Below are 23,941 nucleotides of genomic sequence, written 5' to 3' on the forward strand. Positions count from 1 at the left end.
AGATGTCCAACTGGAAGCTCAAACGCACCGAACATCGCAACCCGACGGCACCCGACACTCCAACCGTCCGGCTGGTCGCACCCACCAGAGCCAGCCCGACCAGCCGGAAAACGACCTAAATCACCGGTATTGGCCTTAGGACCTCTCTTACGGATCTTGCCGGGCGCGCAGCCGCACAGGCTTTGACGCACCGGCTCGGCGCGCGGTCTGGCGCGCGAGCGATCAGTCGCGTCACAGTGGCGGCATCCGGGCGACCGGCTCCCGGGCGCCCACCCGGGTGGAGTTCCGCGCCGCGTCAGCGCGCGAGCCGCAACGGGCCGGCCGCAAGCGCGGCGGCAACAGACGAGGGAGTGGCAGATGACCGAGATCGCCGCACTACTGGCGGACCTGCGCGCCGAGAGCGAGGAACTGGCGGCGCTGGTGGTGCCGTTGGACGAGGACCGGTGGACGACTCCGACGCCCGCGCCGGGTTGGACCATCGCCCACCAGATCGCCCACCTGGCCTGGACGGACGACTGGACGCTGCGGTCCGTCCGTGATCCGGCCGGGTTCCATTCGGCGGCAGTCGAACTGCTGGCCGGCCCGGTTGAGTTCGACGGGATCGTGGACCGGGGCGCGGCCGACGGCGCGGCGCTGCCGCCGACCGAACTGCTGGAGCGGTGGCGGACCGGCTGCGCCGAGGTGCTGGCGGCGCTGGCCGAGGTGCCGCCGGGCAGCCGCCTGCCGTGGTTCGGCCCGCCGATGAAGGCCGCCTCGATGGCCACCGCGCGGATCATGGAGACCTGGGCGCACGGCGAGGACGTGGCCGAAGCGCTCCACGTCGAGCGCAAGCCCACCGCCCGGCTGCGGCACGTGGCGCACCTGGGCGTGCGGACCTTCGGCTTCGCGTTCTCCGCGCACGGCCTGCCGGTGCCGACCGAGCCGGTGCGGGTCGAGTTGGCCGGGCCGGATGGCGAAGTGTGGACCTGGGGGCCCGAGCAGGCGCTGGACCGGATCACCGGACCCGCGTTGGACTTCTGCCTCCTGGTGACCCAGCGGCGGCATCCGGACGACCTGGCACTGACGGTGACCGGCCCGGTCGCCACCGCCTGGGTGCCGCTCGCCCAGGTCTTCGCCGGCCCGCCGGGGGTCGGGCGGGAGCCACGCGAGATGTGACGACAAGTCAGCCACCGCCCCTACAGCAGGACCGGCGCCCGGGCGGGAACCTCACCACGAAGTGACGCCAAGTCAACTTCCGCTCATGGCGCGGCGTTGCCACCCTTGGGCACGAGCCCGTTGAGCAGCAACCGCAGGGCCAGCTCGAATCCCCGCTCGTCCAGGTCGCCGGGGCCACCGCCCCGGACGGCCGAGGCGGACAACGCCTCGGCCAGGTCCGGGTACTGCCTGCGGTACTCCTCGGCCGGGCGGGCGAAGCCCTCGGTGAACGTCTCCAGCGCTGCGCCGAGCACCAGGTAGTCGAGCGCGGCGGCGGCCTCGGCGGCGTCCGCCGGGTCGAGACCGGCCCGGCGCAGCGCGGCGAGCAGCGCGTCGTAACCGAGCAACTGGCGCTCGGCCTCGACCCGGCGGCGGGCGAGGAGCGCGATGGTGTTGGGGTGACGGAGGAAGACCCGCCGGTAGCCGCGGGCGTACTCCGCCACGCCCGCGCGCCAGTCCTGCTCCGATGCCGCCGCTCCGGCGTCGCCACTGCGGCCGCCGGCGCCCGGTCGCAGTGGACCGTGGTCGATCTCGGCGTTGACCAGCTCGGCCAGCGCGTCGAGCAGTTCGTCCTTACCGGCCACGTGGTTGTAGAGCGAGGCGGCCTTGACCCCGAGCCGCTCGGCCAGCGCCCGCATGGTGAGACCGGCCGGGCCGTGCTCGTCGACCAGATCCAGCGCCGCCCGGGCGATGACCTCCCTGCTCAGCAGCGCCTTGCCCGGTCGCCCCACGCCCCGCCCTCTCGTCTGGCCACGCATCCATCCGGCACCCGTCGTACCGGTCCGGTCCACCTCACACCCGCCGGGCGCACGTGACACCCGTCCGTCGCAGGTCGCGCCCGTCCGGTCGACGTCAGGTTACAGCCCGGTGTCGAGGGCTTCCGCCGGCCGGGGTCGGTGGTCTACGGTCCCCGACTAACTAAGTTAGTTTTCCCTCGCGACCCTCACAGGCGGACCGTATGAGTGAACTCCCGACGCCCCCGGCCACCGGCGACAGCGAACGCCTGGCCGCCCTCGGCTATCGCCAGGAACTGCGCCGCAGCCTGGGCATCCTCGGCAACATCGCGATGGGCTTCGCGGTGGTCTCCCCCGTGGTCGGCCTCTACGCGGTCGCCCAGGTCGGCATGAGCATCGACGGCGGCGCCTGGGTCTGGGCGCTGCCGATCTGCCTGCTCGGCCAGGCCCTGGTGGTGTGCGTCTACGCCGAGTTGGCCAGCCAGTGGCCGCTGGCCGGCGGCGCCTACCAGTGGACCCGGCGGCTGGCCCGGCCGTCGTTCGCCTGGCTGAGCGGCTGGCTCTGGCAGTTCGCCGTGATGTTCGCCAACACCACCGTCGCCTACCTGGCCTCCCCCTGGGTCTTCGCACTCTTCGGCGCCACCCCCACCGCGACCCAACTGGTACTGGTCTCAGCCGCGTTCACGCTGCTCTGCGCGCTGGTGAACGCCTACGGGATCAACATCCTGCGCTGGTTCGTCTCGCTCGGCATCGCCGCCGAGGCGGTCGCCTCGGTGCTGGTCGGGGTCTCGTTGCTGCTCTTCTTCCGCAAGCACGGCCTCTCGCTTCTCACCGACACGCTCGGCGCCCCGTCGGCCAACGGCACCAGCGGCACGCTGGCCTTCCTGGCCGTGATCGCGGTCGGCGGCTGGGCGTTCATCGGGTTCGACGCCTGCGTCTCGACCGCCGAGGAGACCAAGGACGCGGGCCGCCAGGTGCCGCGCGCGATGTGGTACGCGCTGCTCAGCGTGGGCGCGGCGGTGATCCTGAACGCGGTGGGCGTCGCGCTGGCCCACCCCGACCCGGCCGCCGTTGTGGCCGGCAAGGACCTCGACCCGGTGACCACGGCGGTGACCAGCGCGTTCGGCGACTGGTCGGCCAAGCCCTTCGTGGTCGTGGTCCTGGTCAGCTTCACCGCCTGCCTGATGGCCTCGCAGGGCGGCGCGGCGCGCGGCCTGTACTCGCTGGCCCGAGATGGCGTCTTCCCGTACTCGGCCCAGGTGCGCAAGGTCAACAGGCACCAGGCACCGATCGGCGGGCTGGTCGCGACCACCCTGATCAGCTGTGCGGCACTGCCGCTGGGCCTGAAGAGCGCCGCGATGGGCAGCCTGATCACCTTCGGCAGCGCGGCGACCTTCCTGCCGTTCTTCCTGCTCACGCTGGCGGCGCTGATCGCCCGGGTGCGCGGCAGTTGGCGGCCGGCCGGCCAGGTGGGCTACGGGCGGTTCGGGACGGCGCTGAACGCGCTGGCAGTGCTCTGGACCGGTGGCGAGGTGCTGAACATCTGCTGGCCCCGGACCATCCTGGCGCCGCCCGGGGCACCGTGGTATCAAGTGTGGGCCGCCCTGATCGGCGTGGGCACGGTCACCCTGATCGGCGTCGGCTACCTGCTGGTCAGGCGGCCGCAGGACCGGATGTCGGCGGACCACATGACGGCGAACCAGGCTCCGGCAGCCAGGCCGGCAGACCAGGAGCGCCGACCGAACATCCCGTTGACCTGATCATCACAAGATCTACTTGAAGAGGGGCAGCCTAGTGTGTCGCGAGGGGAATGTGTGCGAGGTTTGCCCACACTCGGCCGCTGAGCTGCCGCTTCGGGTATCCATAGGGGCGGAAAGGACGTCTCTGTGATCTTCGACCGGATACGCGCCCGCAAGGCCATCCCCACCCCCGCTCCAGTCGCGCCCGGTTGCCCGGTGAGCCACGACCGTCCGGCCACCGCCGCATGGGCCGCCGTGCCGACGGTCCCGGAGCAGGCCCGACGGATGCCGTCGAACCTCTTCACCCCCGCGTTCACCGATCCGGACCGGGCGAGCGAGTTCATCCGGCAGTACCACGCGGAGATCCCGGGCGCCGGCGACCCGACGGCGCGGCTCGACGAGGTGCTGGACGAGATCTCGCGGACCGGCACCTACCGGCACACCACCGAGGAACTGGCCTTCGGGGCCAAGGTGGCCTGGCGCAACTCCGCCCGCTGCATCGGCCGTCTCTACTGGCGCAGCCTGCTGGTCCGCGACCTGCGCGAGGTCGGCTCGGCCGACGACATCGCCGAGGAGTGCTTCGAGCACCTGCGGCTGGCCACCAACGGCGGCCGGATCCGCCCGATGATCAGCATCTTCGCCCCGGACCGTCCCGGCCGTCCGGCCGCCCGGATCGTCAACGCCCAACTGGTCCGCTACGCCGGCTACCCCGACGGCTACGGCGGCTGGATCGGCGACCCGGCGGGCGGTCAACTCGCCGCCCGGGCCGCCGATCTGGGCTGGAAGCCGGGCGAGGGCCGGTTCGACGTGCTGCCCCTGCTGGTGCAGGAGCGGACCGGTGAGCGGCCGTACTGGTACGAAGTGCCGGACGACGCCACTCTGGAGGTGCCACTCAGTCACCCCGAGTACGCCTGGTTCGCCGCGTTGGGCCTGCGCTGGTACGCCGTGCCGGCGATCAGCGACCAGACGCTGGAGATCGGCGGCATCCGCTACCCCGCCGCGCCCTTCAACGGCTGGTACATGGGGACCGAGATCGGCGCCCGCAACCTCGCCGACGCCGACCGCTACGACCTGCTGGCCGAGGTCGCCGGGCGGCTGGGCCTGGACACCTCCAACGAACGCACGCTCTGGAAGGACCGGGCGCTGATCGAGCTCAACCGGGCCGTGCTGCACTCCTACGAGGTGGCGGGCGTGACGATGACCGACCACCACACCGAGTCGGAGCGGTTCCTGAAGCACATCGCCCAGGAGAAGCGGCTGGGGCGGGAGACGCCGGCGGACTGGAGCTGGATCGTGCCGCCGGTGTCGGGCGGGGTCACGCCGGTGTTCCACCGCTACTACGACCCGGTGGACCCCGAGACCCGGCCCGCGTTCGTGGCGCGCGAACCCTGGTGAGGCGGTTAGGGCCTCTCTTACGGATCTTGTCGGATCAGCGTGCGGCGTTGGGCGCCCGGCTGGGCGTGCCGGCGGATCGTCCTCGTACTGGGTCGTACTTGGATGATTCGCCGGTGCGTCCGTGGGGGCACCTCCCGGCCGAAGGCTGGGGGAGGGATGCCCAGCGTCGCGCGCCCGGCAAGATCCGTAAGAGAGGCCCTAGGCGGGCCCGCTGACTGAGTGCGGGGAGGGCGCGGTCGGTGCCGTTGCGGTCGGACCTTCGGAGCCGTTGTGGTCGGTGCCGCCGCGCTCGAAACGCAGTGCCAACCCGTCCAGCAGCGCCTCCAGACCCGTCTCGAACGCGCCCTCGTCGACCGCGCGCCGGTGCTCGGCCAGCCGGTGCGCCTCGCCCAGGTGCGGGTAGTCGCCCGCGTAGAGCTGCACGTCCTCGGGGAAGCCGGCCGCGAAGGAGCCGAGCGCCGAGCCGGTGATGAAGTAGCGCATCAGCGCGCCGATCCGGGTGGCCTGGCCACGCGGCCAGCCCGCCTCGACCAGGCACCCGTAGACCGCGTCGGCCAGCCGTAGCGCGTTCGGGCGCCGGCCGGGACCTTGGGCGAGTACCGGGACGATGTGCGGGTGCCCGGCGAGGGCGGCCCGGTAGGAACGGGCCCAGTCGCGCAGCGCGGTGCGCCAGTCGCCGCCGCTCCCGGCGCCCCCGCCGCTCCGGGTGTCCGGGGCGAACATGCCGAGGTCGACCTCGCCCATCACGCTGTCCACCACCGCGTCGAGCAGCTCGTCCTTGGTGGCGAAGTGGTTGTAGAGCGACGGACCGCTGACCGAGAGTTCGGCGGCCAGGCGCCGGGTGGAAAGCGCTTCCAGCCCCTCGGCGTCCACCAGCGCCAGTGCGGCCTCGACGATCCGCTCGCGACTGAGCAGCGGGGTGCGGGGCCGGGCCATGGGGGGCTCCTCCGGTCGGGTGGTGGGGCGGCCATTCTCGCAGGGGCCCCTTCCCAGCGGGGTCGCGGCCGAGCTAGAGTCCAAAAAACTTGCACCGCTAGTTTAAGGACCCCAGGGCGACCCCAGGAAGGGACCTGACCGATGGACTTGGCACTCACCGAGGAACAGGCCGCGGTCCGCGCGCTCGCCGCCGAGTTCACCGACCGCGAGATCGCCCCGTACGCCACCGACTGGGACCGTGCCGAGTCGGTCGACCGGGCCGTCATCGGCAAGTTGGGCAAGCTCGGCTTCCTCGGCCTGACCATTCCCGAGGAGTACGGCGGCAGCGGCGGCGACCACCTGGCGTACTGCCTGGTGCTGGAGGAACTGGGCCGCGGCGACTCGGCGGTGCGCGGGATCGTCTCGGTCTCGCTCGGCCTGGTCGCCAAGTCGATCAACAGCTATGGCACGCAGGAGCAGAAGCGGCACTGGCTGCCCCGGCTCTGCGACGGGCAGGCACTTGCCTGCTTCGCGCTCACCGAGCCCGGCACCGGCTCGGACGCCGCGAACCTGACCACCCGCGCGGTGCGGGACGGCGCGGACTGGCTGATCAGCGGCACCAAGATGTTCATCACGAACGGGACTTGGGCCAATGTCGCACTGGTCTTCGCGCGTACCGGCGAGGCGGGCCACAAGGGGGTGAGCGCCTTCCTGGTCCCCACCGACACCCCAGGACTCGAACGGCGGGAGATCCACGGCAAACTCGGCCTGCGCGGTCAGGCCACCGCGGAACTGAGCTTCGACCAGGTCCGGGTGCCGGACAGCGCCCGACTCGGCGCCGAGGGCAAGGGCTTCTCGGTGGCGATGTCCGCGCTCGCCAAGGGGCGGATGTCGGTGGCCGCCGGCTGCGTCGGGATCATCCAGGCCGCACTGGACGCCGCCGTCCGCTACGCCACCGAGCGTGAGCAGTTCGGAAAGCCGATCGCCTCCTACCAGTTGGTGCAGGAGCTGATCTCCGACATCGCGGTCGACCTGGACGCCGCCCGGCTGCTCACCTGGCGGGTCGCCGACCACATCGAGCGCGGGCTGCCGTTCGCCACCGAGTCCTCGACGGCCAAGCTCTTCGCCAGCGAAGCCGCCGTCCGGGCGGCCAACAACGCGCTGCAGGTGTTCGGCGGTTACGGCTTCATCGACGAGTACCCCGTGGGCAAGCTGGTGCGCGACGCGCGCGTGATGACCCTGTACGAGGGGACCAGCCAGGTGCAGAAGCTGCTCATCGGCAGGTCCCTGACCGGCGTCAACGCGTTCTGACGACCGAGCCGGTCGTTCGACCGAGCCAGCCGTTTCCCGTACCAGCCGTTTCCCGTACCGGCCGTTCCCAGTACCAGCCGTTCCCAGTAGAGGAGCCCAACGAAGTGCGTCCTGTCTACTTCGCCGCCGCCCGCCGCACCCCGATCGGGCGGCTGCGCGGCGCGCTGTCCACCGTCCGACCCGACGACCTGTCGGCAGCCGTACTGCGCGGCCTGCTCGCCGAGGTCCCGAACCTCGACCCGGCCCGGATCGACGACGTCTACTGGGGCGCCGCCAACCAGGCCGGCGAGGACAACCGCAACGCCGCCCGGATGGCCGTGCTGCTCGCCGGCCTGCCCGACAGCGTCCCCGGCGCCACCGTCAACCGGCTCTGCGCCTCGGGCCTGGAGGCCGTCACCATGGCCGCCCGGACCATCGCGGCCGGCGAGGCCGAGATCGTGGTGGCCGGTGGCTGCGAGTCGATGAGCCGCGCGCCGTTCGTGCTGGCCCGGCCGGACGAAGCGCTGCCGCACACCATGTCGACCTACGACACCCGGCTCGGCTGGCGGCTGACCAACCCGCTGATGAAGGACCTGCACGGGGTGCTCAGCATGGGCGAGACCGCCGAGGAGGTGGCCGGCCGCTTCGGCATCGCCCGCGAACGGCAGGACGCCTTCGCGCTGCGCAGTCACCAGCGCGCGGCGGCCGCACGCAAGGACGGCCACTTCGACGCCGAACTGCTGCCGGTCACCCGTCCGGACGGGGTGACGGTCAGTCAGGACGAGGGCATCCGCGAGGACACCAGCCTGGAGCGGCTGGCGCGGCTGAAGCCGGCCTTCCGCCCCGGCGGCACGGTGACCGCCGGCAACGCGTCCCCGATGAACGACGGCGCGGCCGCCCTGCTGCTGGTCAGCGAGCAGGCGCTGGGCGAGCTCGGCCTGGAGCCGCTGGGCCGCTACGCCGCCGGTGCCTCGGCCGGCGTGCACCCGGACGTGATGGGCATCGGCCCGGTGCCGGCCACCCGGAAGGCGCTCTCCCGCCTCGGCTGGCAGATCGGCGACCTGGACGAAGCCGAGCTGAACGAAGCCTTCGCCGCCCAAGTACTGGCCAGCATCGACCAGTTGGGCATCGACCCGGAGCTGGTGAACCCGACCGGCGGTGCGATCGCACTCGGCCACCCGCTGGGCGGCTCGGGCGCCCGGATCCTCACCACCCTGCTGCACCGGATGCGGCGCACCGGCGCCCGCCGGGGTCTGGCCACCATGTGCGTCGGCGTGGGTCAGGGCAGCGCAGTCCTGATCGAGAACAGCTGAAGGAGCAATCGGAGATGTCACGTTTCACCGGCAAGGTCGCCATCGTGACCGGTGCCGCCCAGGGCATCGGTGCCGCCACCGCCAAGCTGCTGGCCGAGGACGGCGCAACCGTCGCCGTCCTCGACCTGAGCGCCGAGCGCGCCCAGCAGACCGCCGACGCGATCACCGCCAAGGGCGGCACGGCCCGCGCCTACGCCTGCGACGTCAGCGACTACGACGCCGTGGAAAACGCTTTCGCCAAGGTCGTCGAGGACCTGGGCGGCCTGCACATCCTGGTCAACAACGCCGGGATCACCCGGGACAACCTCTTCTTCAAGATGCCCAAGGCCGACTGGGACGCCGTCCTGACGGTCAATCTGACCAGCGCCTACAACTGCAGCCACGTGGCGCAGAAGTACCTGGTGGCACAGAAGTACGGCAAGATCGTCTCGCTCAGCTCGCGTTCCGCCCTCGGCAACCGCGGCCAGGCCAACTACGCCGCGGCCAAGGCCGGTATCCAGGGCCTGACCGCGACGCTGGCCATCGAGCTGGGCCCGTTCAACATCAACGTCAACGCGGTGGCCCCCGGCTACGTCGTCACCGCCATGACCGCCGCCACCGCCGAGCGGGTCGGCGCCAGCCCCGAGGACCACCAGGCCGAGGTCGCCGCCCGCACCCCGCTGCGCCGCCCCGGCCGACCGGAGGAGATCGCCGCGGTGGTGGCCTTCCTGGCCAGCGAGGAGGCCTCGTACGTGAGCGGGCAGACGCTCTACGTGAACGGCGGGGCGCGCTGACCGCCTCGACCTGGAGGACCGGCCCGTAGTACCTCGGTACTACGGGCCGGTCACTCTTCAGCCCTGGAGTACCACGGTTTCGGGGCCTGCGGCTCCTAGCGTTGAGCTTGACGCCGGCCGGAACGTCCGTCGGCCCGAGGCTAGGGGAACACCCGATGATCGAGGCGCAGCAACTGACCAAGCGGTACGGGGAGAAGACCGCCGTTGACCGGCTGGACTTCACCGTGAAGCCGGGCATGGTGACCGGCTTCCTGGGCCCCAACGGGGCCGGCAAGTCGACCACGATGCGCATGATCGTGGGCCTGGACGCGCCGAGCAACGGTTCGGTCACCGTCAACGGCCGCCGCTACGCCGAGCACGGCGCCCCCTTGCAGGAGGTCGGCGCGCTGCTGGAGGCGAAGTCGATCCACCCGGGGCGCTCCGCCTTCAACCACCTCAACACCCTGGCGCTGACCCACGGGATCCCGCGCCGCCGGGTGGACGAGGTGATCGAGCTGACCGGTCTGCAGTCCGTGGCACGCAAGCGCGCGGGCGCCTTCTCGCTGGGCATGGGCCAGCGCCTCGGCATCGCGGCCGCGCTGCTGGGCGACCCGGCCACCGTGATGCTGGACGAGCCGGTCAACGGCCTGGACCCGGAGGGCGTGCTGTGGATCCGCAACCTGCTCACCGGGCTGGCGGCCGAGGGCCGCACGGTCTTCGTCTCCTCGCACCTGATGAGCGAGATGGCGCTCACCGCCGAGCACCTGATCATCGTCGGGCGCGGCCGCCTGCTGGCCGACACCACCGTCAAGGACCTGATCCGGCAGTCCGGCGGTGACACCGTGAAGGTGGCCAGCTCCGACCCGGCGCGGCTGCGCGAGGTGCTGGCCGGTCCCGGCGTCGACATCACCGGACGCTCCGGCTCCGAGGAACTCCTGGTCACCGGGCTGGCGGCGCGGGCGATCGGGCTCAAGGCCGCCGAGCACAACATCGCGCTGTTCGAGCTGGCCACCAAGGGCGTCTCGCTCGAGGAGGCGTTCATGGAGCTGACCCGGGACGCCGTCGAGTACCACGGCAACACCACCGCCCCGAGCCTGCAGACCGCCGAGCCCGCCGAGAACACCGAGACGGCCGAGCCCGTTGGGAGCGCAGCATGAGCACCGCCACCACCACGCAGGTCGCCCCCGTGCGCGCCGAGCGTCCCGCCTACAAGGTCACCGCGGCCCGCGTGCTGCGCTCGGAGTGGGCCAAGTTCTGGTCGCTGCGCTCCAGTTGGATCACGCTGACGCTGGCGCTGGTCTTCGTCCTGTTCTTCGGGCTGATCCGGGCCTGGCGCTACAAGGTCAACATCACGGCCGGTAACCCCATGGACGCCCCCGAGATGCTGGCGGCCAATGCGGTCAGCCTCTCGCTGTTCGGGCTGAACTTCGGCCAGCTGGCCGTCGGCGTCCTGGGCGTGCTGGTCGCCGCGGGCGAGTACTCGACCGGGATGATCCGCTCCACCCTCGCCGCCGTGCCGCGGCGCCTGCCGGTGCTCTGGTCCAAGGCCGCCGTCTTCGCCCTGGTCGCCTTCGTCGTCGGCATCGTCGGCGCGTTCGCCGCCTTCGGCTTCGGCAGCGGCATCGTCTCCGGCACCCGGGCGGCCCTGACCTTCTCCGACGCCGGGGTGCTGCGCAGCCTGGTCATGGCCGGGGTCTACCTGGCCCTGATCGGAGTGTGCGGCGTGGCCCTGGGCGCGCTGCTGCGCTCCGTTGCCGGCGGCATCGCCGTCCTGGTCGGCACCCTGCTGCTGGTCCCCGGGCTGATCACGCTGCTGCCGACCAGCTGGCAGAACAACGTCAGCCAGTACCTGCCCAGCCACGCCGGTGACTCGATGTACGCGCTGCACCAGGACGCGCACACCCTCTCCTCCGGGATGGGCCTGCTGGTCCTCGGGCTCTGGACGGCGCTCGCGCTGGCCGGCGCCGCGTACCGGCTCAAGCGCGCCGACGCCTGACCGGCGTGACCGCGACGGCGGCCGGGGCCGCGGGTGGCCCCCGGGCCCCCGGCCGCCGTCGCGCTGCCGACTGCGCTCCGCGGTTGCGGCTGGCATGACGGACAGGCTGCGATGATGGACGGGTGACACCCATGACCAGCGCGACCACCGCGCCCACCGCCTTCGACGGCGACACGGGGGACCCGATCTGGGGTCACCCCCTGGTGGCCGGTCTGATGCGGGTGTGCCGACGGCTCCAGCGATCCGACCGGGCCCGGCCCTGGCTGCTGGACGCCACGCTGGTCACCGCCGTCCTGCTGCTGTTCGGCCTGCCGGACCTGCTGCACGGCGAGAACCGGCCGGGGATCGTGCACGCCAACGGTCTGCCGGTGGGCGCGGTGGTCGGCCTGCAACTGGGGTTGGCACTGCCGCTGCTGTGGCGGCGCCGCCGCCCCACCGCGGTCTTCGCCGCCATCGCGGCCGTCTTCGTCGCGCAGTGGTCGCTGAACGTGTGGCTGCACGCCGACATCGCCCTCTTCCTGGCCCTGTACAGCGTGGCCCGGCACGACCGCCTGCGTCGGCTGCCCTGGGTGGGCGCGGCGACGGCGGCCGCGCTGCTGCTGGCCGCCGCCCGGGTGTCGGTGGTGATCTCCCCGCTCGTCGCGCTCTTCTTCCTGTGCTGCACGGCCACCGCGGCGGCCGCCCTGGGCCTGGCGCTACGCGTCGGCACGGCCTACCTGGCCGCGCTGCGCGAACGCGCGGCACGGCTGGAGATCGAGCGCGACCAGCGCAGCCGGCTGGCCGCCGCCACCGAACGGACCAGGGTCGCCCGCGAGATGCACGACATCATCGGCCACAACCTGTCCGTCATCATCGGCTTGGCCGACGGCGGCGCCTACGCCGCCGAAGTCGCTCCACAGCGCAGCAAGGAGGCGCTGCAGCTGATCGCCGGCACCGGGCGCCAAGCCCTGGGCGAGCTGCGCCGGATGCTGGGTGTGCTGCGCGAGGAGCGAACGGACGGTCCGGAACTCACCCCGCAGCCGGGCGTCGCCGATCTGGCGGCTCTCTGCGCGCGGGTACGAGCGGCCGGCCCCGAGGTCACCTACCGGACGGTCGGCGACGTGGAGGCGTTGGACCGCGGGCTGCAGCTGACGGTCTACCGGATCGCGCAGGAGGCGCTCACCAACACCCTCAAGCACGCGGGCCCGGAAACCAGCGCGAAGCTCACGCTGCGGGTGACCGACCGCGAGATCCGGATCAGGATCGAGGACAGCGGCCGTGCCAGCGGCGCGGCTCCCGCCACCACCGGCCTCGACGCGAACGGGAACGCGAACGGGGACGGCAGCGGGGACGGGGACGGCCAGGGCATCACCGGAATGAAGGAGCGCGCCACCCTGTACGGCGGGCGGGTGACCGCGGGCAGGCGCCCGGGCGGCGGCTGGACCGTGGAAGCCGTACTCGATCCCGCGCCCCTCGGCCAGCCCGCCGCCCCCACCACCGTTCAGGCGGCGTCATGACGACCGTGGTCATCGTCGACGACCAGCCCCTGCAGCGCTTCGGCTTCCGGATGCTGCTGGAGAGCGCCCCCGGCACCGAAGTGCTCGGCGAGGCGGAGAACGGAGTCCAGGCCGTGCGGCAGGTCGCCGAACTGCGTCCGGACGTCGTGCTGATGGATGTGCGAATGCCCGGCATGGACGGCATCGAGGCGACCCGCCGGATCGTCGCCGCCGGCGGCCGCTCGCGCGTGCTGGTGCTCACCACCTTCGACCTCGACGAATACGCGCACGCCGCACTGCGCGCCGGAGCCAGCGGCTTCCTGCTCAAGGACGCCCTCCCCGAGGAACTGCTGGCCGGGATCCGGGCGGTGGCGTCGGGCGACGCCGTGATCGCCCCCGGGCTCACCCGACGCCTGCTCGACACCTACGCCCACCGCCTGCCCGCCCACTCGGCCGACCAGCAGCCGAGCGATCCGCGGCTGCGCGCACTGACCGAGCGCGAGCACGAGATCCTGCTGGCCATCGGCCAGGGCTGGAGCAACGGTGAGATCGCCGAGCGCCTGGTGCTCTCCGAGAGCACGGTCAAGACCCACGTCGGCCGGGTGCTGGCGAAGATCGGTGCCCGCGACCGGATCCAGGCCGTGATCCTCGCCTACGACCTCGGCCTGACCCGACCCCAGCCGGACCGGGCCGCCGAGCGCTGAGCCGCCGGCGGCGCAACCGTCAGCCGACCGGGCGTCCAACGCCTGGCCTCCAATTGTCCGAGCGGGCTGCGATGCTGTGATCCGCGAGGCCCATGGTGGGCCGGGTAAGGGGATCGACATGTCGACCGGACAGCCGGAGTCGAAGCAGCGAGCACTGGTCCTGGGCGGCGGCGGACTGGCCGGGATCGCCTGGGAGACCGGGGTGTTGGCCGGGCTCGCGGCGGCAGGGGCGGACGTCACGGGGGCGGACCACATCGTCGGGACCTCGGCCGGGTCGGCGGTGGCCGGGCAGCTGGGCAGTGGGCTGCCGCTGCCGGAGCTGTTCCGGCGCCAGGCCGAACCTGAGCTGCAGAACGCCGAGTTGACGCCGACCGGGATGACGACGGCCGAACTGTTCGCGTTCTGGGGCAAGCTGCTGGAGGAGGTCACCGACCCTGCCGAACGGCGCAGGCGGGCAGCCGAGTTGGCGCTGACGGCGCGGACGGTGACACCCACGGCGCGACGCCGGGTGATCGAGAACCGGCTGCCGGTGCACACGTGGCCGCAGCGGAGCATCACGCTGGTCGCGGTCGACACCCGCGACTGCGAGCCCCGACTGTTCGACCAGGCCGGCGGGGTCGGCCTGGTGGACGCGGTCGCCGCCAGCTGCGCGGTACCGGGGATCTGGCCGCCGGTCACCATCGACGGCTCGCGGTACATGGACGGCGGTGTCCGTTCCTCCAACAACGCCGACCTGGCGGCCGGTTACCAGCGGGTGCTGGTGCTCGCCCCGATGGCGGACCCGGCTCTGGCCGACGAGGTGGCCCTGCTGGAGCGCTCCGGCCGGGTCGAGGTGATCACCCCGGACGAGGCATCCCTGGCCGCCTTCGGCACCGACCCGCTGGATCCCGCCTCCCGCACCCCGGCCGCCCACGCGGGCCTGGCTCAGGGACGGCAGCTGGCCGAGACGGTACGCGCACTCTGGAGCTGAGGGGGCCGGACATGGATCCGCCCCGTCCGGGATCAGGGCGCCGGGCGGGGCGGATCGGTTCATGGCGGGCCGGGGGCGACTGGCTCAGCCCTTCGGGCCCTTGGTGACGGTGGACGGCGCGGCGACGGCAGCGGCTGACGCCGCGCCGTCGCGCACCTTTCCTCGGGTGCGGCGTCCGCGAGGTGCGCCACAGATCCCAGAACGGCGAACGCAGCCGCGCCCAGCAGCACGGCAGCCGCTACACGAACCGGAGACTCCGGCACGCAGACCACCTGGGATTCACACCTGTTTGGCCGTTACCCGATGTGGTTCATTGTGGCTTACTCACCGTCAGTTGGTCCAGTGCGGCTTCAGAGTGACGCTCAGAATGGTGCGGTACTCGGCCGGCTGCACGGCCGGGACGGTGAACTGGGCCGCCAGGTCGGTGCCGTAGACGCTGCCGGTGCCGGGCAGCGGCTTGGGGGTCGAGTAGCCGGCGAAGAGCATGGTGAGGCTGCCGTTGTCGTTCTGCACCACGGTCGGGTCGTAGACCCGGCCGCTGTAGTAGCCCGAGACACCGAGCGCGCCGCCGGTGGCCGCCTGCTGGGTGAGGGCCGAGAAGCCGTAGTCGGTGGAGATCAGCTTCTGCGGGGCCGACCAGGTCTTCCCGTCCCTGGAGGAGGAGTAGAAGATCTGGTTGAACGCGTCGCTGTCGCCGTCCGCGGCGTAGGCGCCGGAGAGGAAGAGGCCGTAGCTGCCGTCGGGGTTGGTGATCACGGTGCCGCGCGAGCCGATCCAGCGCAGCACGGAGTCGCTGTTGCTGGTCGGGTCGGCCAGGCCGTTCACCTGGCCGAGGTCCGTGAAGTGCAGCCCGTCGGTGGTGTAGGCGGCGCGCACCACGGTGTAGTCCTCGTTGTTGCCGAACAGCGACTTGGGCTTGTTCTTGCCCTCACCGATCTTCGCCAGCTGCGCGTACGGGGCGACGGCCGCGCCGGGCGCTGCCACGTCGCTGCCCTTGGCGACCGTCCCGGTTCCGCCGGTGCAGCCGGTCAGTTGGGCGGCGTCGGCACCGGTGCAGGTGACCTGGACGATCCCGGCGGCGGTGCCCAGGCTGACGGTGACCGAGGCACCGGCGGCCGGCTTCAGCGCGGAGCTGTCGGCCACCGGGAGGGTGGCGGCCGGCAGGGTGACGGCGGCCGTGGTGGTGGTCGGCGTGAAGTAGTTGACGATCTTCTCGGTGTAGAGCACCGCGACGCTGCCCTTGGGCGCGCCCGGGTAGCTCGGGACCGTGCTGATGATGCCGTCGGGCGCGATCAGGCCGCTGGTCTGCTGGGCGGTGGCGGGGATCACGCGGTCGGCGGTGACGGGGTCGCCGGCCTTGATGGTCACGCCGCCCGGGGTGCGGGTGGTGCAGCCGGTGAAAGCGCTGGCCGTGGCGCTGGCGTCGTTGCAGTCCACCGTGACGCCGTCGACCGTGAAGTGGCCCGGCTGCTCGAACGCGGCGGTGCTGCCCACGGTGATGGTGACGCCCGCGCCGCCGGGGCCGGCCGGCACGCTCACGCCGGCGGTCGCCGCGGTGCTGCCGCCCATGCCGACCGGCTCGGCGGCCGGCAGGCCGGCCAACGGGTCGCCGCCCTCGGGCGTGAGGTGATGGACGATCAGGTTGGTGCCGAGCGTGTCGCCCGAGGGACGGGAGAGCGTGTACAGCACCTGGCCGTGGTGGCCGGTGCCGGCGTAGTTCGGCACGTTCAGCACGAAGGCGTGGCCCTGGCCGTCGTCGTTGGTGTTGCCGTTCGGGCACAGGCCGGCGTTCTGCTCCAGCGCCTGGCCCGCGTACTTCCAGGTCTTGCCGTGGTCCGTGGAGGTGGCCGCGACCACCGCCTCGTCACCGTCCTTGGGGCGGTAGTCAAAGAGCCCGGAGAGCGTGTCGCCGCCGTCCTGGCTGGTGACGAAGGGGAAGTAGTACGGCTGCATCGGCAGCACGCTGCCCTTGGGCTGCCGCACCACGCTGCCGGTCTCGGGCGTGGCGCCACCGCTGGAGCAGTAGCCGTCGAGCGGACCGGGCGTGCCGGTGACGCCGCTGGCCGCCGGCACGCTGCCGGAGCCGGCCGGGTCGAGGGCCAGGTTCGGGTACGTCACCCCGCCCACCGTGACGTTGCCGCTGCCCCCACCGGCGTAGACCGGCAGGCTGTTGCCGTAGGACGCGCCGAGGGTCAGGTCGCCCTGGCCGAGCGTCCACGGACCGCCCTTGACCTTGTCGACCACCGGCGTGCCGACGCTGTAGGTCAGCGAGCCGTGCCGGTGGTGGTGCCCGCCCCAGCCCGGGACGCCCTGGGCGTCGAAGGTGTTGCCGTCGGCGTCGGCCAGTGCGGGGCCGGCGGTGGCGGTGAGCGCGGCGATCGTGGTGACCGCGAGCGCGGCGGTGGTCGCGATACGGCGACGTGGCATGAAGTCTTCCTCCCGATAGCGCCCGCGCGGGGGAAGACGGCGCGGGCCGATGCGACCGTGCGGGGAGTTGCACGGGTCAGCCGAGATCCTGCACACCGGCGCCGACCGGTGGGAGCGGATCGAACGAGAGTTCACCGACCGTTCCCCGAGGGTCCGCCGTTCGCCCCCGCGATGGTCCCGACACACCGGAGAGACCGCCGTCACGTCCGGTCAGCGGCGTCCGGTTGCACCAAGTGGACGTTCCTTGACCGGCACTTGACGGTCCGTCGGGCGATCCCGGCCGGACCACGAAGACCGACGCGGACCCCACGAAGACCCCGCTGGGACCCGGGAAGGCCCCGCGAAGGCCTACGAGGACTCGCGGAGAGCGCCGCCGACCTGGGCCGTTCGGTCCATTGCGAACACTCGCACGGATTTTTTCGGCATGCTCTCAGGGCATGTCAAGAGTCCGAAATGACTATAGATCCATCGGCTCTCCACACGATGGGATATCCGGGCCGACATGGTTTCGGCACGACCCTCCCCCATTCGAAGGAGTTCCATGGGAACCTCCCCCGCCACCGCGGGCCCCCGACGCTCCGCGACCGCTCGTGCCCTGGCCTTCCTTGCCGTCGGGGCGACCGCCCTGACCGCGGGCACGGTCACCGCGCAGAGCACCGCGGCCTTCGCGGCCGGCGCCCCGGTCCAGGCCGCGTTCAAGCTGCACCCCGCCTCCGAGGGGCACATCGACGCGACCGCGCGGACGGCACCGATCAGCACCAGCGACTGCGTGGCGCAGATCGGCATCCACTGCTACTCCCCGCTGCAGTACCGCGCCGCGTACAACCTCAACCCGCTGTACCAGCAGGGCATCACCGGCAAGGGCCGGACCATCGTCATCGTGGACTCCTTCGGTTCGCCGACGATCCAGCACGACCTGGAGACCTTCGACAAGCAGTGGGGCATCCAGGACACCAACGTCGAGGTCGTCAAGTGGGGCAACGTCCCGACCTTCGACCCGAAGAACGCGGACCAGGTCAGCTGGGCCGGTGAGACCACCCTCGACGTCGAGTACGCGCACTCGATCGCGCCCGACGCCCACATCGTGCTGGTCGAGACCGCGGTCTCGGAGAACGAGGGCACCAGCGGCCTGCCCGAGATGATGTCCGCCGAGCAGTCGCTGATCAAGCAGGGCAAGGGCGACGTCATCACGCAGAGCTTCGGGGCCACCGAGAACACCTTCCCGGGCTTCGACAAGGGCGACTACTCCTCGCTCACCGACCTGCGGTACGCGTTCAAGGCCGCGGCCGCGCACAACGTCACGGTGCTCGCCTCCTCCGGCGACAACGGTGTGACGGACTCGGACAACAACAACACCCTGTACCCGTACAAGGTGAACTCCTGGCCGTCCTCCGACCCGCTGGTCACCTCGGTCGGCGGCACCCAGCTGACCCTGGACAACAACGGCAACCGCACCGCGCCCGACCAGGTCTGGCACGACGCGTACGGCGCCGGCGGCGGCGGCGAGTCCGCCGTCTTCGACCGCCCGTGGTACCAGACCGGCGTGGCGAACGTGGTGGGCGACCACCGCGGCACGCCCGACATCAGCATGAGCGCGGCGGTGGACGGCGCGGCCTGGACGTACGACTCGTACGACCCGACCGCTGTCGGCTGGCACCTGACCGGCGGCACCAGCGAGGCCTCGCCGCTCTTCTCCGGCGTCGTCGCGCTCGCCGACCAGGCCGCGGGCCACCGCCTCGGCCAGATCAACTGGCGGCTCTACGGCCTGTCGATGCTCCCCTCCCAGTGGAGCGGCATCAACAGCGTGACCAAGGGCGACAACGGCTGGAACAACGTCGCGGGTTACCAGGCGACGCCGGGCTACAACATGGCGGCGGGCCTCGGGACGATCGACGGCTACACCTTCGTGCACGCGATCGCGGGTCGCTGACCTAGGACCGCTTGCCCGGTCGGGGCACTCGCCGCTGTGCGGCGGGTGCCCCGTTCGTGCTGTCTGCCCAGGGGGTTCGGGCGACTGCCTACCCGGCCTGCTCGGCCCTACTCGGCTGCCCGGCCCTACCCGGCCTGCCCGGCGGCGCCGGTCAGCTTCGCCAGATAGCGCTCGGCCGAGCGGAGCTTGCGGCCGTCCTCGCCCGGCAGTTGGGCGCGCAGTTCCAGGATGAGGGCGCCGACCTGCAACGCCCGGCGCGGGTCCGCGATGGCCCGCCAGCACGCCTCGGCATTGGTCGCCACCCGATGCACTTCCGGATCCTCCGGCCCCTCCACCGCCAGCAGCACCAGGGCCACTTGGCGGTAGAGCTCGGCCGCCAGCACCGGGTCACCCGCCAATCTGGCTACATGGGCGCGTACTTGACGAACCATCAGCACCGGTGGAGCGATGGCACCGTGGACGGCCACCACCTGCTCCTCGAGGGCGAGGGCGAGTTCGGCGGCGGAGTCATGCGCGCCCGCGTCGGCGGTGCTGACGATCCGGCCGAGCGCCTCGCGGTAGTCCTCGGGGGGCGCGGCAGGCGCGTCGGTGGGCGGGGCGGCAGGCGTGTCGGTGGGAACGTCCCCGGGCGGGTCGACAGGTGCTGCGGCGGGCGGGTCGAGGGGCGCCGCACCGGCGGGCGGCACGTCGACCGGCGATGGCGTGTCCACCGGCGATGGCGTATCCGCCGGCGACTCCGCGACCGCCGCTGCCTTCAGCAGCGAGACCGGACGGCTGGACCGGACCGTCGGCGGCACGCCCGGCTTCAGCAGCGACACCGGCCCACGGTCCGCCGCCGGCCGGGGCAGCGGAACCGTCGCCGCTGTCGCGGCGGTCGCGGCGGTCACAGCCGTCGCCACGCTCGGGGCACCCGACCCGGCGGCGAGCGCCTGAGCCTGCACCCCCGGCGCGGCCTGCTGGCGCGCCGTGTTGCGGAACACCGGGCGCTCCGGACCGTAGGAGCCGAAGATCAGCGCGTTCGGACGGAGCACCGAATGCACCTGCCCGCGCAGCTGCTCCGGCGTCAGCAGCGGCCCGGCGCCCGGGCGGCCGCCGTGCAACGCCTCGATCAGCGCTCTGGTGAAGGTGCCGATCTGCTCCACGTCCGGTCCGATCACCGCCCAGAGCGGGATCGCCTCGGTGAGCAGCGCCGGTCCGCCGCCGCCCTGAAGCAGCGGCCAGGCGCCCGGGTCGGCGCTGAGGTCGGCGATCACCAGGGTGTCCCAGTCGGTGGGCCGGGTGCGCAGCTCGCCGACGATCGCCGACCACGCCACGCCCTCCTGGCGGATCGTCGCGGCCTTGGACTCACGCAGCGTCAGGTGCAGCCCGCCACCGCGCTTGTCGGCCACCAGCTGGCCGCCGAGGTGGACCAGCAGCGGCCCCGGATGCCGGGCGGCGGCGCGCAGGTGGGCGAGGACGGTCTGCGGGTCGCTGGCCGCCGGCAGGTGCACGGCGTCGACCGCCTCGGCCGCGAGCAGGGTCTGCGGGGCGACGGCGGCGAGCATCGCGGAGAGCACCTGCGGCTGCCCCGAGCCACCGCGCGCCCAGGGACGGCGGCCGCCGCTGCCGTAGCCGCCCTCGACCGCGAGGATCCGGCCGCGCAGCCCACCGCCGACGGTGGCGCCCGTGGCTGCGGACGCGGGCACGGACGTGTCGGGTCTGTCGGACGTGCCAGCCAGCGACGCGAGCGCGTCGGGCGACGGGAGCGGCAGGGTCGCGGCGAGCGGCGGGAGCGGGACGGTGACGGTCCACCCGGTGGAGACCGGGGGCTCCGACGGCGCCCCGGTCGACGCCGCGTCAGCGACCTCGGCCTCGGGCGCGGGCACAGACGCGTGGGACGGCGCCGCGGCAGGGGAAGGCTCAGCGGTGGGGGAAGGCGCGGGCACCGCACGGAGCACCGCCGTCGCCGCACTCGGCATCACCGCGCGCAGCACCGCCGTACCTTCGCTGCCGCCTCGCGCTTGGCGGTGCGCCTCCGGACTCGCGTCCTCGATCACCGGCAGCACCCGGGTCTCGACCAGCTCGTCCGCCGGTCCGTGGGGCAACCACCCGGGGGCCGCGTCCTGGACCTCCGGCGCCGGGAGCGGCGTCGTCCGTTCCGCGTCGTACCCGGTGTTCGCGTCGTGGGGGCTCTGCCGAGGGTCCAGCGGAGCGTCCGGCGGCGGCACCGCACCCCCGGAGATCGATGCACTGTCCGCCAAAGCCGGTCACCACCCCGCCCGCCACCGTGGGCGTCTCGTCCGCAGGTCACGGCTGGCTCCACCGCTCCCCCTTCCGCGCCACCTTACGGGGTGTCCGACCTCCCGTTCCAGGCCGGGGCACCGACCCCGGCCGAAACGGGGGGCGCGGAACGCGCGGTTCCGGGTGCCTGGTTGACTGTGTCCGGCCCGACGCGCTCCACCCTCACCCACCGGCCCCCGCGACGACGGGACTTGACGCACCCTCGAGGACCCATGCACGCGCTCCAACCCCTGCTGGCCGCCTTCGTCCCGATCTGGGCGCTGACCGCCGTCGGCTACCTGGTCAGCCGCACCGGCCTGCTGGGTGAGCAGGCCGAGCTGGTCCTCGGCCGCTTCGTCTTCCACGTCGCGATGCCCGCCGCGCTCTTCACCATGCTCGCCAAGGCACCGCTCGGGACCTTCGCCAACGCCTCGATGCTCGCCTTCGCCACCGGCACGCTGGTGGCCTCGTTGCTCGGCTGGGCCGGCGCACGCTGGCTGTTCGGACGCGCCCCCGCCGACCGGGCGATCAGCGGGATGGCGGCCGGCTACGTCAACTCGGCCAACCTGGGAATCCCGGTCGCGGTCCAGGTACTCGGCGACGCGTCGTTCGTCGGCCCGGTGCTGCTCTTCCAGGTACTCCTGGTGACGCCGGTGATCCTCGGCCTGCTCGACGCCGGGACGGATGGCGGCGCAGATGGCGGGGCAGATGGCAGTGCTGCCCGCGCCACTCGGTCCGCGCGAGTCGGACGAATGCTGCGGCTGCCACTGCGCAACCCGATCATCCTGGCCTCGGCGCTCGGCGCACTCTGCTCGGCCGTCGGCTGGCACCCGCCCGCAGCACTCGGCCAGTCCTGCCAGTTGCTCGGCAACGCCGGCGTGCCGACCGCGCTGATCACCCTCGGCATGTCGCTGCACGGCCGCCCGTCCACCGAGGGACACACGCTGCGGGCGGAAGTCGGCCTCGCCGTGGTCGCCAAGAACCTGATCCAGCCCCTGGTCGCCTTCGCCGTGGGCAGCCTGCTGCTGCACCTGACCGCGCACCAGCTACTCGCCGTGGTGATCTGCTCGGCGCTGCCGACCGCGCAGAACGTCTTCATCTACGCCCGCCAGTACGGGCTGAACACCGCGCTGCCGCGCGATTCGGTGCTCTGGTCGACGCTGCTGTCGATGATCACCCTCTCCGCGATCGACTGGACCCTGGCTCCGACCTCTCACTAGCGCCGGCTCAGCGGAGCCGACTCAGCGGAACCGACTCGGACGAGCCGATCCCTCGTTCGGACCGAATGGCCCCGGCGAGCCATCAGGCCTGGTCGGCGGCCTATTGTCCGAAGTTGATTGACCGGCGGCGCCAAGGGTCGTGGACAACCGCACACCCGACTAGAACGGTTGATGTCACCCGATGTCAACCGTCTGGAGAGGGCGTACCGATGGAGTTCGGGATCCTGGGGCCACTGCTGGTGCGGGACGACGCCGGCCAGCCGCACGGCGTGCCGGCGCCCAAGCAGCGAGTGCTGCTGGCGACCCTGCTGCTCCGGCGGGGCCAGGTCTGCTCGCCGCCGCTGCTGGCCGAGCGGCTCTGGGACGGTTGCCCGCCGCGTGGCGCGACGGCCGCGCTGCAGAACGCGGTGCTGCGGCTGCGGCGCTGCCTGGGGCCGGCCGGTGGCCGGCTCGAGACCTGCGCCGGCGGCTACCGGCTCGCCGTGGACCCCGAGGAGTTCGACGTCCATCGCTTCACCGAGCTGCGGACCAGGGGTGCGGCTGCGCTGCGCGCCCGCGAGTACGAACGCGCCCTCGGCCTGCTCGACGCCGCCCTGGACGTCTGGCGCGGCGAGGCCTTGCTCGACGTCCCCTCGGACGCGCTGCACCGCGAGGAGGCCGGTCGGCTGGCCGACGAACGGCTCCACGCCGTCGAGGCCCGGGTGGAGGCGGAACTCCAGCTCGAGCGCCACTCGGTGGTCCCCGAACTGCAGGCGCTGACCGCCGCCCACCCCGGGCGCGAGCGGTTCTGGGCCCAGCTGATGACCGCCCTCACCCGCGAGGGCCGCCAGGCGGAAGCGCTTTCCGCCTACGGCCGGGTCCAGCAGCTGCTCGACGAACAACTCGGCGTCCACCCCGGCCCCGAACTGCGCGAGCTGCACCGCCGGATCCTGCGCGCCGACCGCCCCGTCACCGGCCGGGTGCCCGCCCAGCGCACGGTCCGCGCCGTCCTGCGCCAGCCGCGCACGCTGGTCGGGTAGGCCGCCGGTCCGCTGGTGCGGCGGTCCGGCGGCGCCTCAGGTCGCGATCGTCCAGTGGTTGGTCGACAGCGAGCGTCCCGCGAACTCCGTGCGCCGCTCACCCTGGAAGGTGAAACCGAGTGAGCGGCAGATGCCGTTCGACGCGGCGTTGGTGGTGGCGGGGAAAGCGCTTACCAGCCCCCAACGGCCGTCCGCACGGGCCAAGCGCAGCAGTTCGCGGACCGCGCACTTGGCGAGCCCCTGCCCCTGGAACTCCGGCAGTACCATCCAGCCGATCTCCGAGTAGGGTGCGCCGGCCGCCTCATGCTCATGCGTCCACAGCGTCACGGTGCCCGCGACCACACCCGTCGCGGCGCCGTCCCCACCTCCGCCGCCATCGCCCCCGTGGCCGCCGTGGCCGCCGTCGCCCATGTGGCCGCCGCCCAGCACGATCATCTTGATCCACTGATCATCCGCCAGAACCCGCTCCACATCCCGTCCGACCTTGTCCGGCATACCGTCAGCCGGTAGTGGCCCGCCGAGCTCCGCCATCATCTCCGGATCACAGCGCATCCTCAAGTAGGCTGGCAGGTCAGCGAGTTCGACATCACGCAACCGCACATTCAACTC

General features: G+C 72.5%; 19 protein-coding genes. 14 read left to right on the top strand and 5 right to left on the bottom strand.

Translation table 11 applies throughout. The annotated features are described in order from the left end of the window. The first annotated feature begins 357 nt into the window (after window positions 1-357). A complete protein-coding gene (locus P3T41_RS20850) occupies window positions 358-1,155 on the top strand; it encodes a TIGR03084 family metal-binding protein (RefSeq protein WP_280691486.1) in 798 nt (265 codons plus the stop codon). Between the two features lie 83 nt (window positions 1,156-1,238). Here P3T41_RS20850 and P3T41_RS20855 read toward each other — a convergent pair whose 3' ends face one another. Beyond that, complete coding sequence (locus P3T41_RS20855; protein WP_280691487.1) at window positions 1,239-1,952, bottom strand: TetR/AcrR family transcriptional regulator C-terminal domain-containing protein; 714 nt, start codon at window positions 1,950-1,952, stop codon at window positions 1,239-1,241. Window positions 1,953-2,152: 200 nt separating this feature from the next. On the opposite strand from P3T41_RS20855, the gene P3T41_RS20860 reads away from it, so the two are divergent. Together P3T41_RS20860 and P3T41_RS20865 are read left to right on the top strand one after the other, a co-directional pair. After that, window positions 2,153-3,688, top strand: coding sequence for an APC family permease (locus P3T41_RS20860; RefSeq protein WP_280691488.1), 1,536 nt, complete (start codon window positions 2,153-2,155; stop codon window positions 3,686-3,688). Between the two features lie 264 nt (window positions 3,689-3,952). Next, window positions 3,953-5,062, top strand: coding sequence for a nitric oxide synthase oxygenase (locus tag P3T41_RS20865; RefSeq protein WP_280691644.1), 1,110 nt, complete (start codon window positions 3,953-3,955; stop codon window positions 5,060-5,062). Window positions 5,063-5,260: 198 nt separating this feature from the next. Here P3T41_RS20865 and P3T41_RS20870 read toward each other — a convergent pair whose 3' ends face one another. Continuing rightward, a complete protein-coding gene (locus tag P3T41_RS20870; protein ID WP_280691489.1) occupies window positions 5,261-5,998 on the bottom strand; it encodes a TetR/AcrR family transcriptional regulator in 738 nt (245 codons plus the stop codon). 141 nt (window positions 5,999-6,139) lie between these two features. Between P3T41_RS20870 and P3T41_RS20875 the strand changes: the two genes are divergently transcribed. The 8 genes from P3T41_RS20875 (at window position 6,140) to P3T41_RS20910 (ending at window position 14,477) form a co-directional block, all read left to right on the top strand. Next, window positions 6,140-7,288, top strand: a complete 1,149-nt coding sequence (locus tag P3T41_RS20875) for an acyl-CoA dehydrogenase family protein (protein ID WP_280691490.1) — start codon at window positions 6,140-6,142, stop codon at window positions 7,286-7,288. Between the two features lie 104 nt (window positions 7,289-7,392). After that, complete coding sequence (locus P3T41_RS20880) at window positions 7,393-8,580, top strand: acetyl-CoA C-acyltransferase (protein ID WP_280691491.1); 1,188 nt, start codon at window positions 7,393-7,395, stop codon at window positions 8,578-8,580. A gap of 14 nt (window positions 8,581-8,594) precedes the next feature. Beyond that, the gene (fabG, locus tag P3T41_RS20885) at window positions 8,595-9,353 is read left to right on the top strand and encodes a 3-oxoacyl-ACP reductase FabG (RefSeq protein WP_280691492.1); all 759 of its coding nucleotides are present in this window, start codon (window positions 8,595-8,597) and stop codon (window positions 9,351-9,353) included. Between the two features lie 155 nt (window positions 9,354-9,508). Continuing rightward, the gene (locus P3T41_RS20890; protein ID WP_280691493.1) at window positions 9,509-10,489 is read left to right on the top strand and encodes an ATP-binding cassette domain-containing protein; all 981 of its coding nucleotides are present in this window, start codon (window positions 9,509-9,511) and stop codon (window positions 10,487-10,489) included. Continuing rightward, the gene (locus tag P3T41_RS20895; RefSeq protein ID WP_280691494.1) at window positions 10,486-11,328 is read left to right on the top strand and encodes an ABC transporter permease; all 843 of its coding nucleotides are present in this window, start codon (window positions 10,486-10,488) and stop codon (window positions 11,326-11,328) included. Before P3T41_RS20890 ends, P3T41_RS20895 begins: the two co-directional genes overlap by 4 nt. Window positions 11,329-11,459: 131 nt before the next feature. Continuing rightward, on the top strand, window positions 11,460-12,824 hold the full coding sequence (locus tag P3T41_RS20900) for a histidine kinase (RefSeq protein ID WP_280691495.1): 1,365 nt from the start codon (window positions 11,460-11,462) through the stop codon (window positions 12,822-12,824). After that, window positions 12,821-13,507 (top strand): response regulator transcription factor, encoded by a 687-nt coding sequence (locus P3T41_RS20905; RefSeq protein WP_280691496.1) that lies wholly within the window; start codon window positions 12,821-12,823, stop codon window positions 13,505-13,507. Before P3T41_RS20900 ends, P3T41_RS20905 begins: the two co-directional genes overlap by 4 nt. A gap of 118 nt (window positions 13,508-13,625) precedes the next feature. Next, window positions 13,626-14,477 carry a patatin-like phospholipase family protein gene (locus P3T41_RS20910; RefSeq protein WP_280691497.1) on the top strand — a complete coding sequence of 284 codons (852 nt, stop codon included), beginning with the start codon at window positions 13,626-13,628 and terminating at the stop codon, window positions 14,475-14,477. Window positions 14,478-14,807: 330 nt separating this feature from the next. On the opposite strand, the gene P3T41_RS20915 is transcribed toward P3T41_RS20910, so the two are convergent. Next, window positions 14,808-16,904, bottom strand: a complete 2,097-nt coding sequence (locus P3T41_RS20915) for a hypothetical protein (RefSeq protein ID WP_280691498.1) — start codon at window positions 16,902-16,904, stop codon at window positions 14,808-14,810. Between the two features lie 541 nt (window positions 16,905-17,445). Between P3T41_RS20915 and P3T41_RS20920 the strand changes: the two genes are divergently transcribed. Further along, on the top strand, window positions 17,446-18,834 hold the full coding sequence (locus P3T41_RS20920; RefSeq protein WP_280691499.1) for a S53 family peptidase: 1,389 nt from the start codon (window positions 17,446-17,448) through the stop codon (window positions 18,832-18,834). 125 nt (window positions 18,835-18,959) lie between these two features. On the opposite strand, the gene P3T41_RS20925 is transcribed toward P3T41_RS20920, so the two are convergent. Then, a complete protein-coding gene (locus tag P3T41_RS20925; RefSeq protein WP_280691500.1) occupies window positions 18,960-21,074 on the bottom strand; it encodes a hypothetical protein in 2,115 nt (704 codons plus the stop codon). A 252-nt stretch (window positions 21,075-21,326) separates the two neighbouring features. Between P3T41_RS20925 and P3T41_RS20930 the strand changes: the two genes are divergently transcribed. Both P3T41_RS20930 and P3T41_RS20935 read left to right on the top strand, forming a co-directional pair. After that, a complete protein-coding gene (locus tag P3T41_RS20930; RefSeq protein ID WP_280691501.1) occupies window positions 21,327-22,313 on the top strand; it encodes an AEC family transporter in 987 nt (328 codons plus the stop codon). Between the two features lie 209 nt (window positions 22,314-22,522). Further along, a complete protein-coding gene (locus tag P3T41_RS20935) occupies window positions 22,523-23,332 on the top strand; it encodes an AfsR/SARP family transcriptional regulator (RefSeq protein WP_280691502.1) in 810 nt (269 codons plus the stop codon). Window positions 23,333-23,368: 36 nt separating this feature from the next. Here the strand turns inward: P3T41_RS20935 and P3T41_RS20940 are convergent, their stop codons facing one another. Next, window positions 23,369-23,932, bottom strand: a complete 564-nt coding sequence (locus P3T41_RS20940) for a GNAT family N-acetyltransferase (protein ID WP_280691503.1) — start codon at window positions 23,930-23,932, stop codon at window positions 23,369-23,371. Window positions 23,933-23,941: the final 9 nt, after the last annotated feature.

It is taken from the genome of Kitasatospora sp. GAS204B (assembly GCF_029892155.1).
Lineage (GTDB): Bacteria > Actinomycetota > Actinomycetes > Streptomycetales > Streptomycetaceae > Kitasatospora.

Bases quoted from the DNA above. Each gene is read 5' to 3' on its own strand.
- P3T41_RS20875 (WP_280691490.1), top strand. From the start codon at position 6,140: ATGGACTTGGCACTCACCGAGGAACAGGCCGCGGTCCGCGCGCTCGCC.
- P3T41_RS20865 (WP_280691644.1), top strand. From the start codon at position 3,953: ATGCCGTCGAACCTCTTCACCCCCGCGTTCACCGATCCGGACCGGGCG.
- P3T41_RS20910 (WP_280691497.1), top strand. From the start codon at position 13,626: ATGTCGACCGGACAGCCGGAGTCGAAGCAGCGAGCACTGGTCCTGGGC.
- P3T41_RS20860 (WP_280691488.1), top strand. From the start codon at position 2,153: ATGAGTGAACTCCCGACGCCCCCGGCCACCGGCGACAGCGAACGCCTG.
- fabG (WP_280691492.1), top strand. From the start codon at position 8,595: ATGTCACGTTTCACCGGCAAGGTCGCCATCGTGACCGGTGCCGCCCAG.
- P3T41_RS20850 (WP_280691486.1), top strand. From the start codon at position 358: ATGACCGAGATCGCCGCACTACTGGCGGACCTGCGCGCCGAGAGCGAG.
- P3T41_RS20920 (WP_280691499.1), top strand. From the start codon at position 17,446: ATGGGAACCTCCCCCGCCACCGCGGGCCCCCGACGCTCCGCGACCGCT.
- P3T41_RS20895 (WP_280691494.1), top strand. From the start codon at position 10,486: ATGAGCACCGCCACCACCACGCAGGTCGCCCCCGTGCGCGCCGAGCGT.
- P3T41_RS20890 (WP_280691493.1), top strand. From the start codon at position 9,509: ATGATCGAGGCGCAGCAACTGACCAAGCGGTACGGGGAGAAGACCGCC.
- P3T41_RS20935 (WP_280691502.1), top strand. From the start codon at position 22,523: ATGGAGTTCGGGATCCTGGGGCCACTGCTGGTGCGGGACGACGCCGGC.
- P3T41_RS20900 (WP_280691495.1), top strand. From the start codon at position 11,460: ATGACCAGCGCGACCACCGCGCCCACCGCCTTCGACGGCGACACGGGG.
- P3T41_RS20905 (WP_280691496.1), top strand. From the start codon at position 12,821: ATGACGACCGTGGTCATCGTCGACGACCAGCCCCTGCAGCGCTTCGGC.
- P3T41_RS20870 (WP_280691489.1), bottom strand. From the start codon at position 5,998: ATGGCCCGGCCCCGCACCCCGCTGCTCAGTCGCGAGCGGATCGTCGAG.
- P3T41_RS20855 (WP_280691487.1), bottom strand. From the start codon at position 1,952: ATGCGTGGCCAGACGAGAGGGCGGGGCGTGGGGCGACCGGGCAAGGCG.
- P3T41_RS20930 (WP_280691501.1), top strand. From the start codon at position 21,327: ATGCACGCGCTCCAACCCCTGCTGGCCGCCTTCGTCCCGATCTGGGCG.
- P3T41_RS20915 (WP_280691498.1), bottom strand. From the start codon at position 16,904: ATGCCACGTCGCCGTATCGCGACCACCGCCGCGCTCGCGGTCACCACG.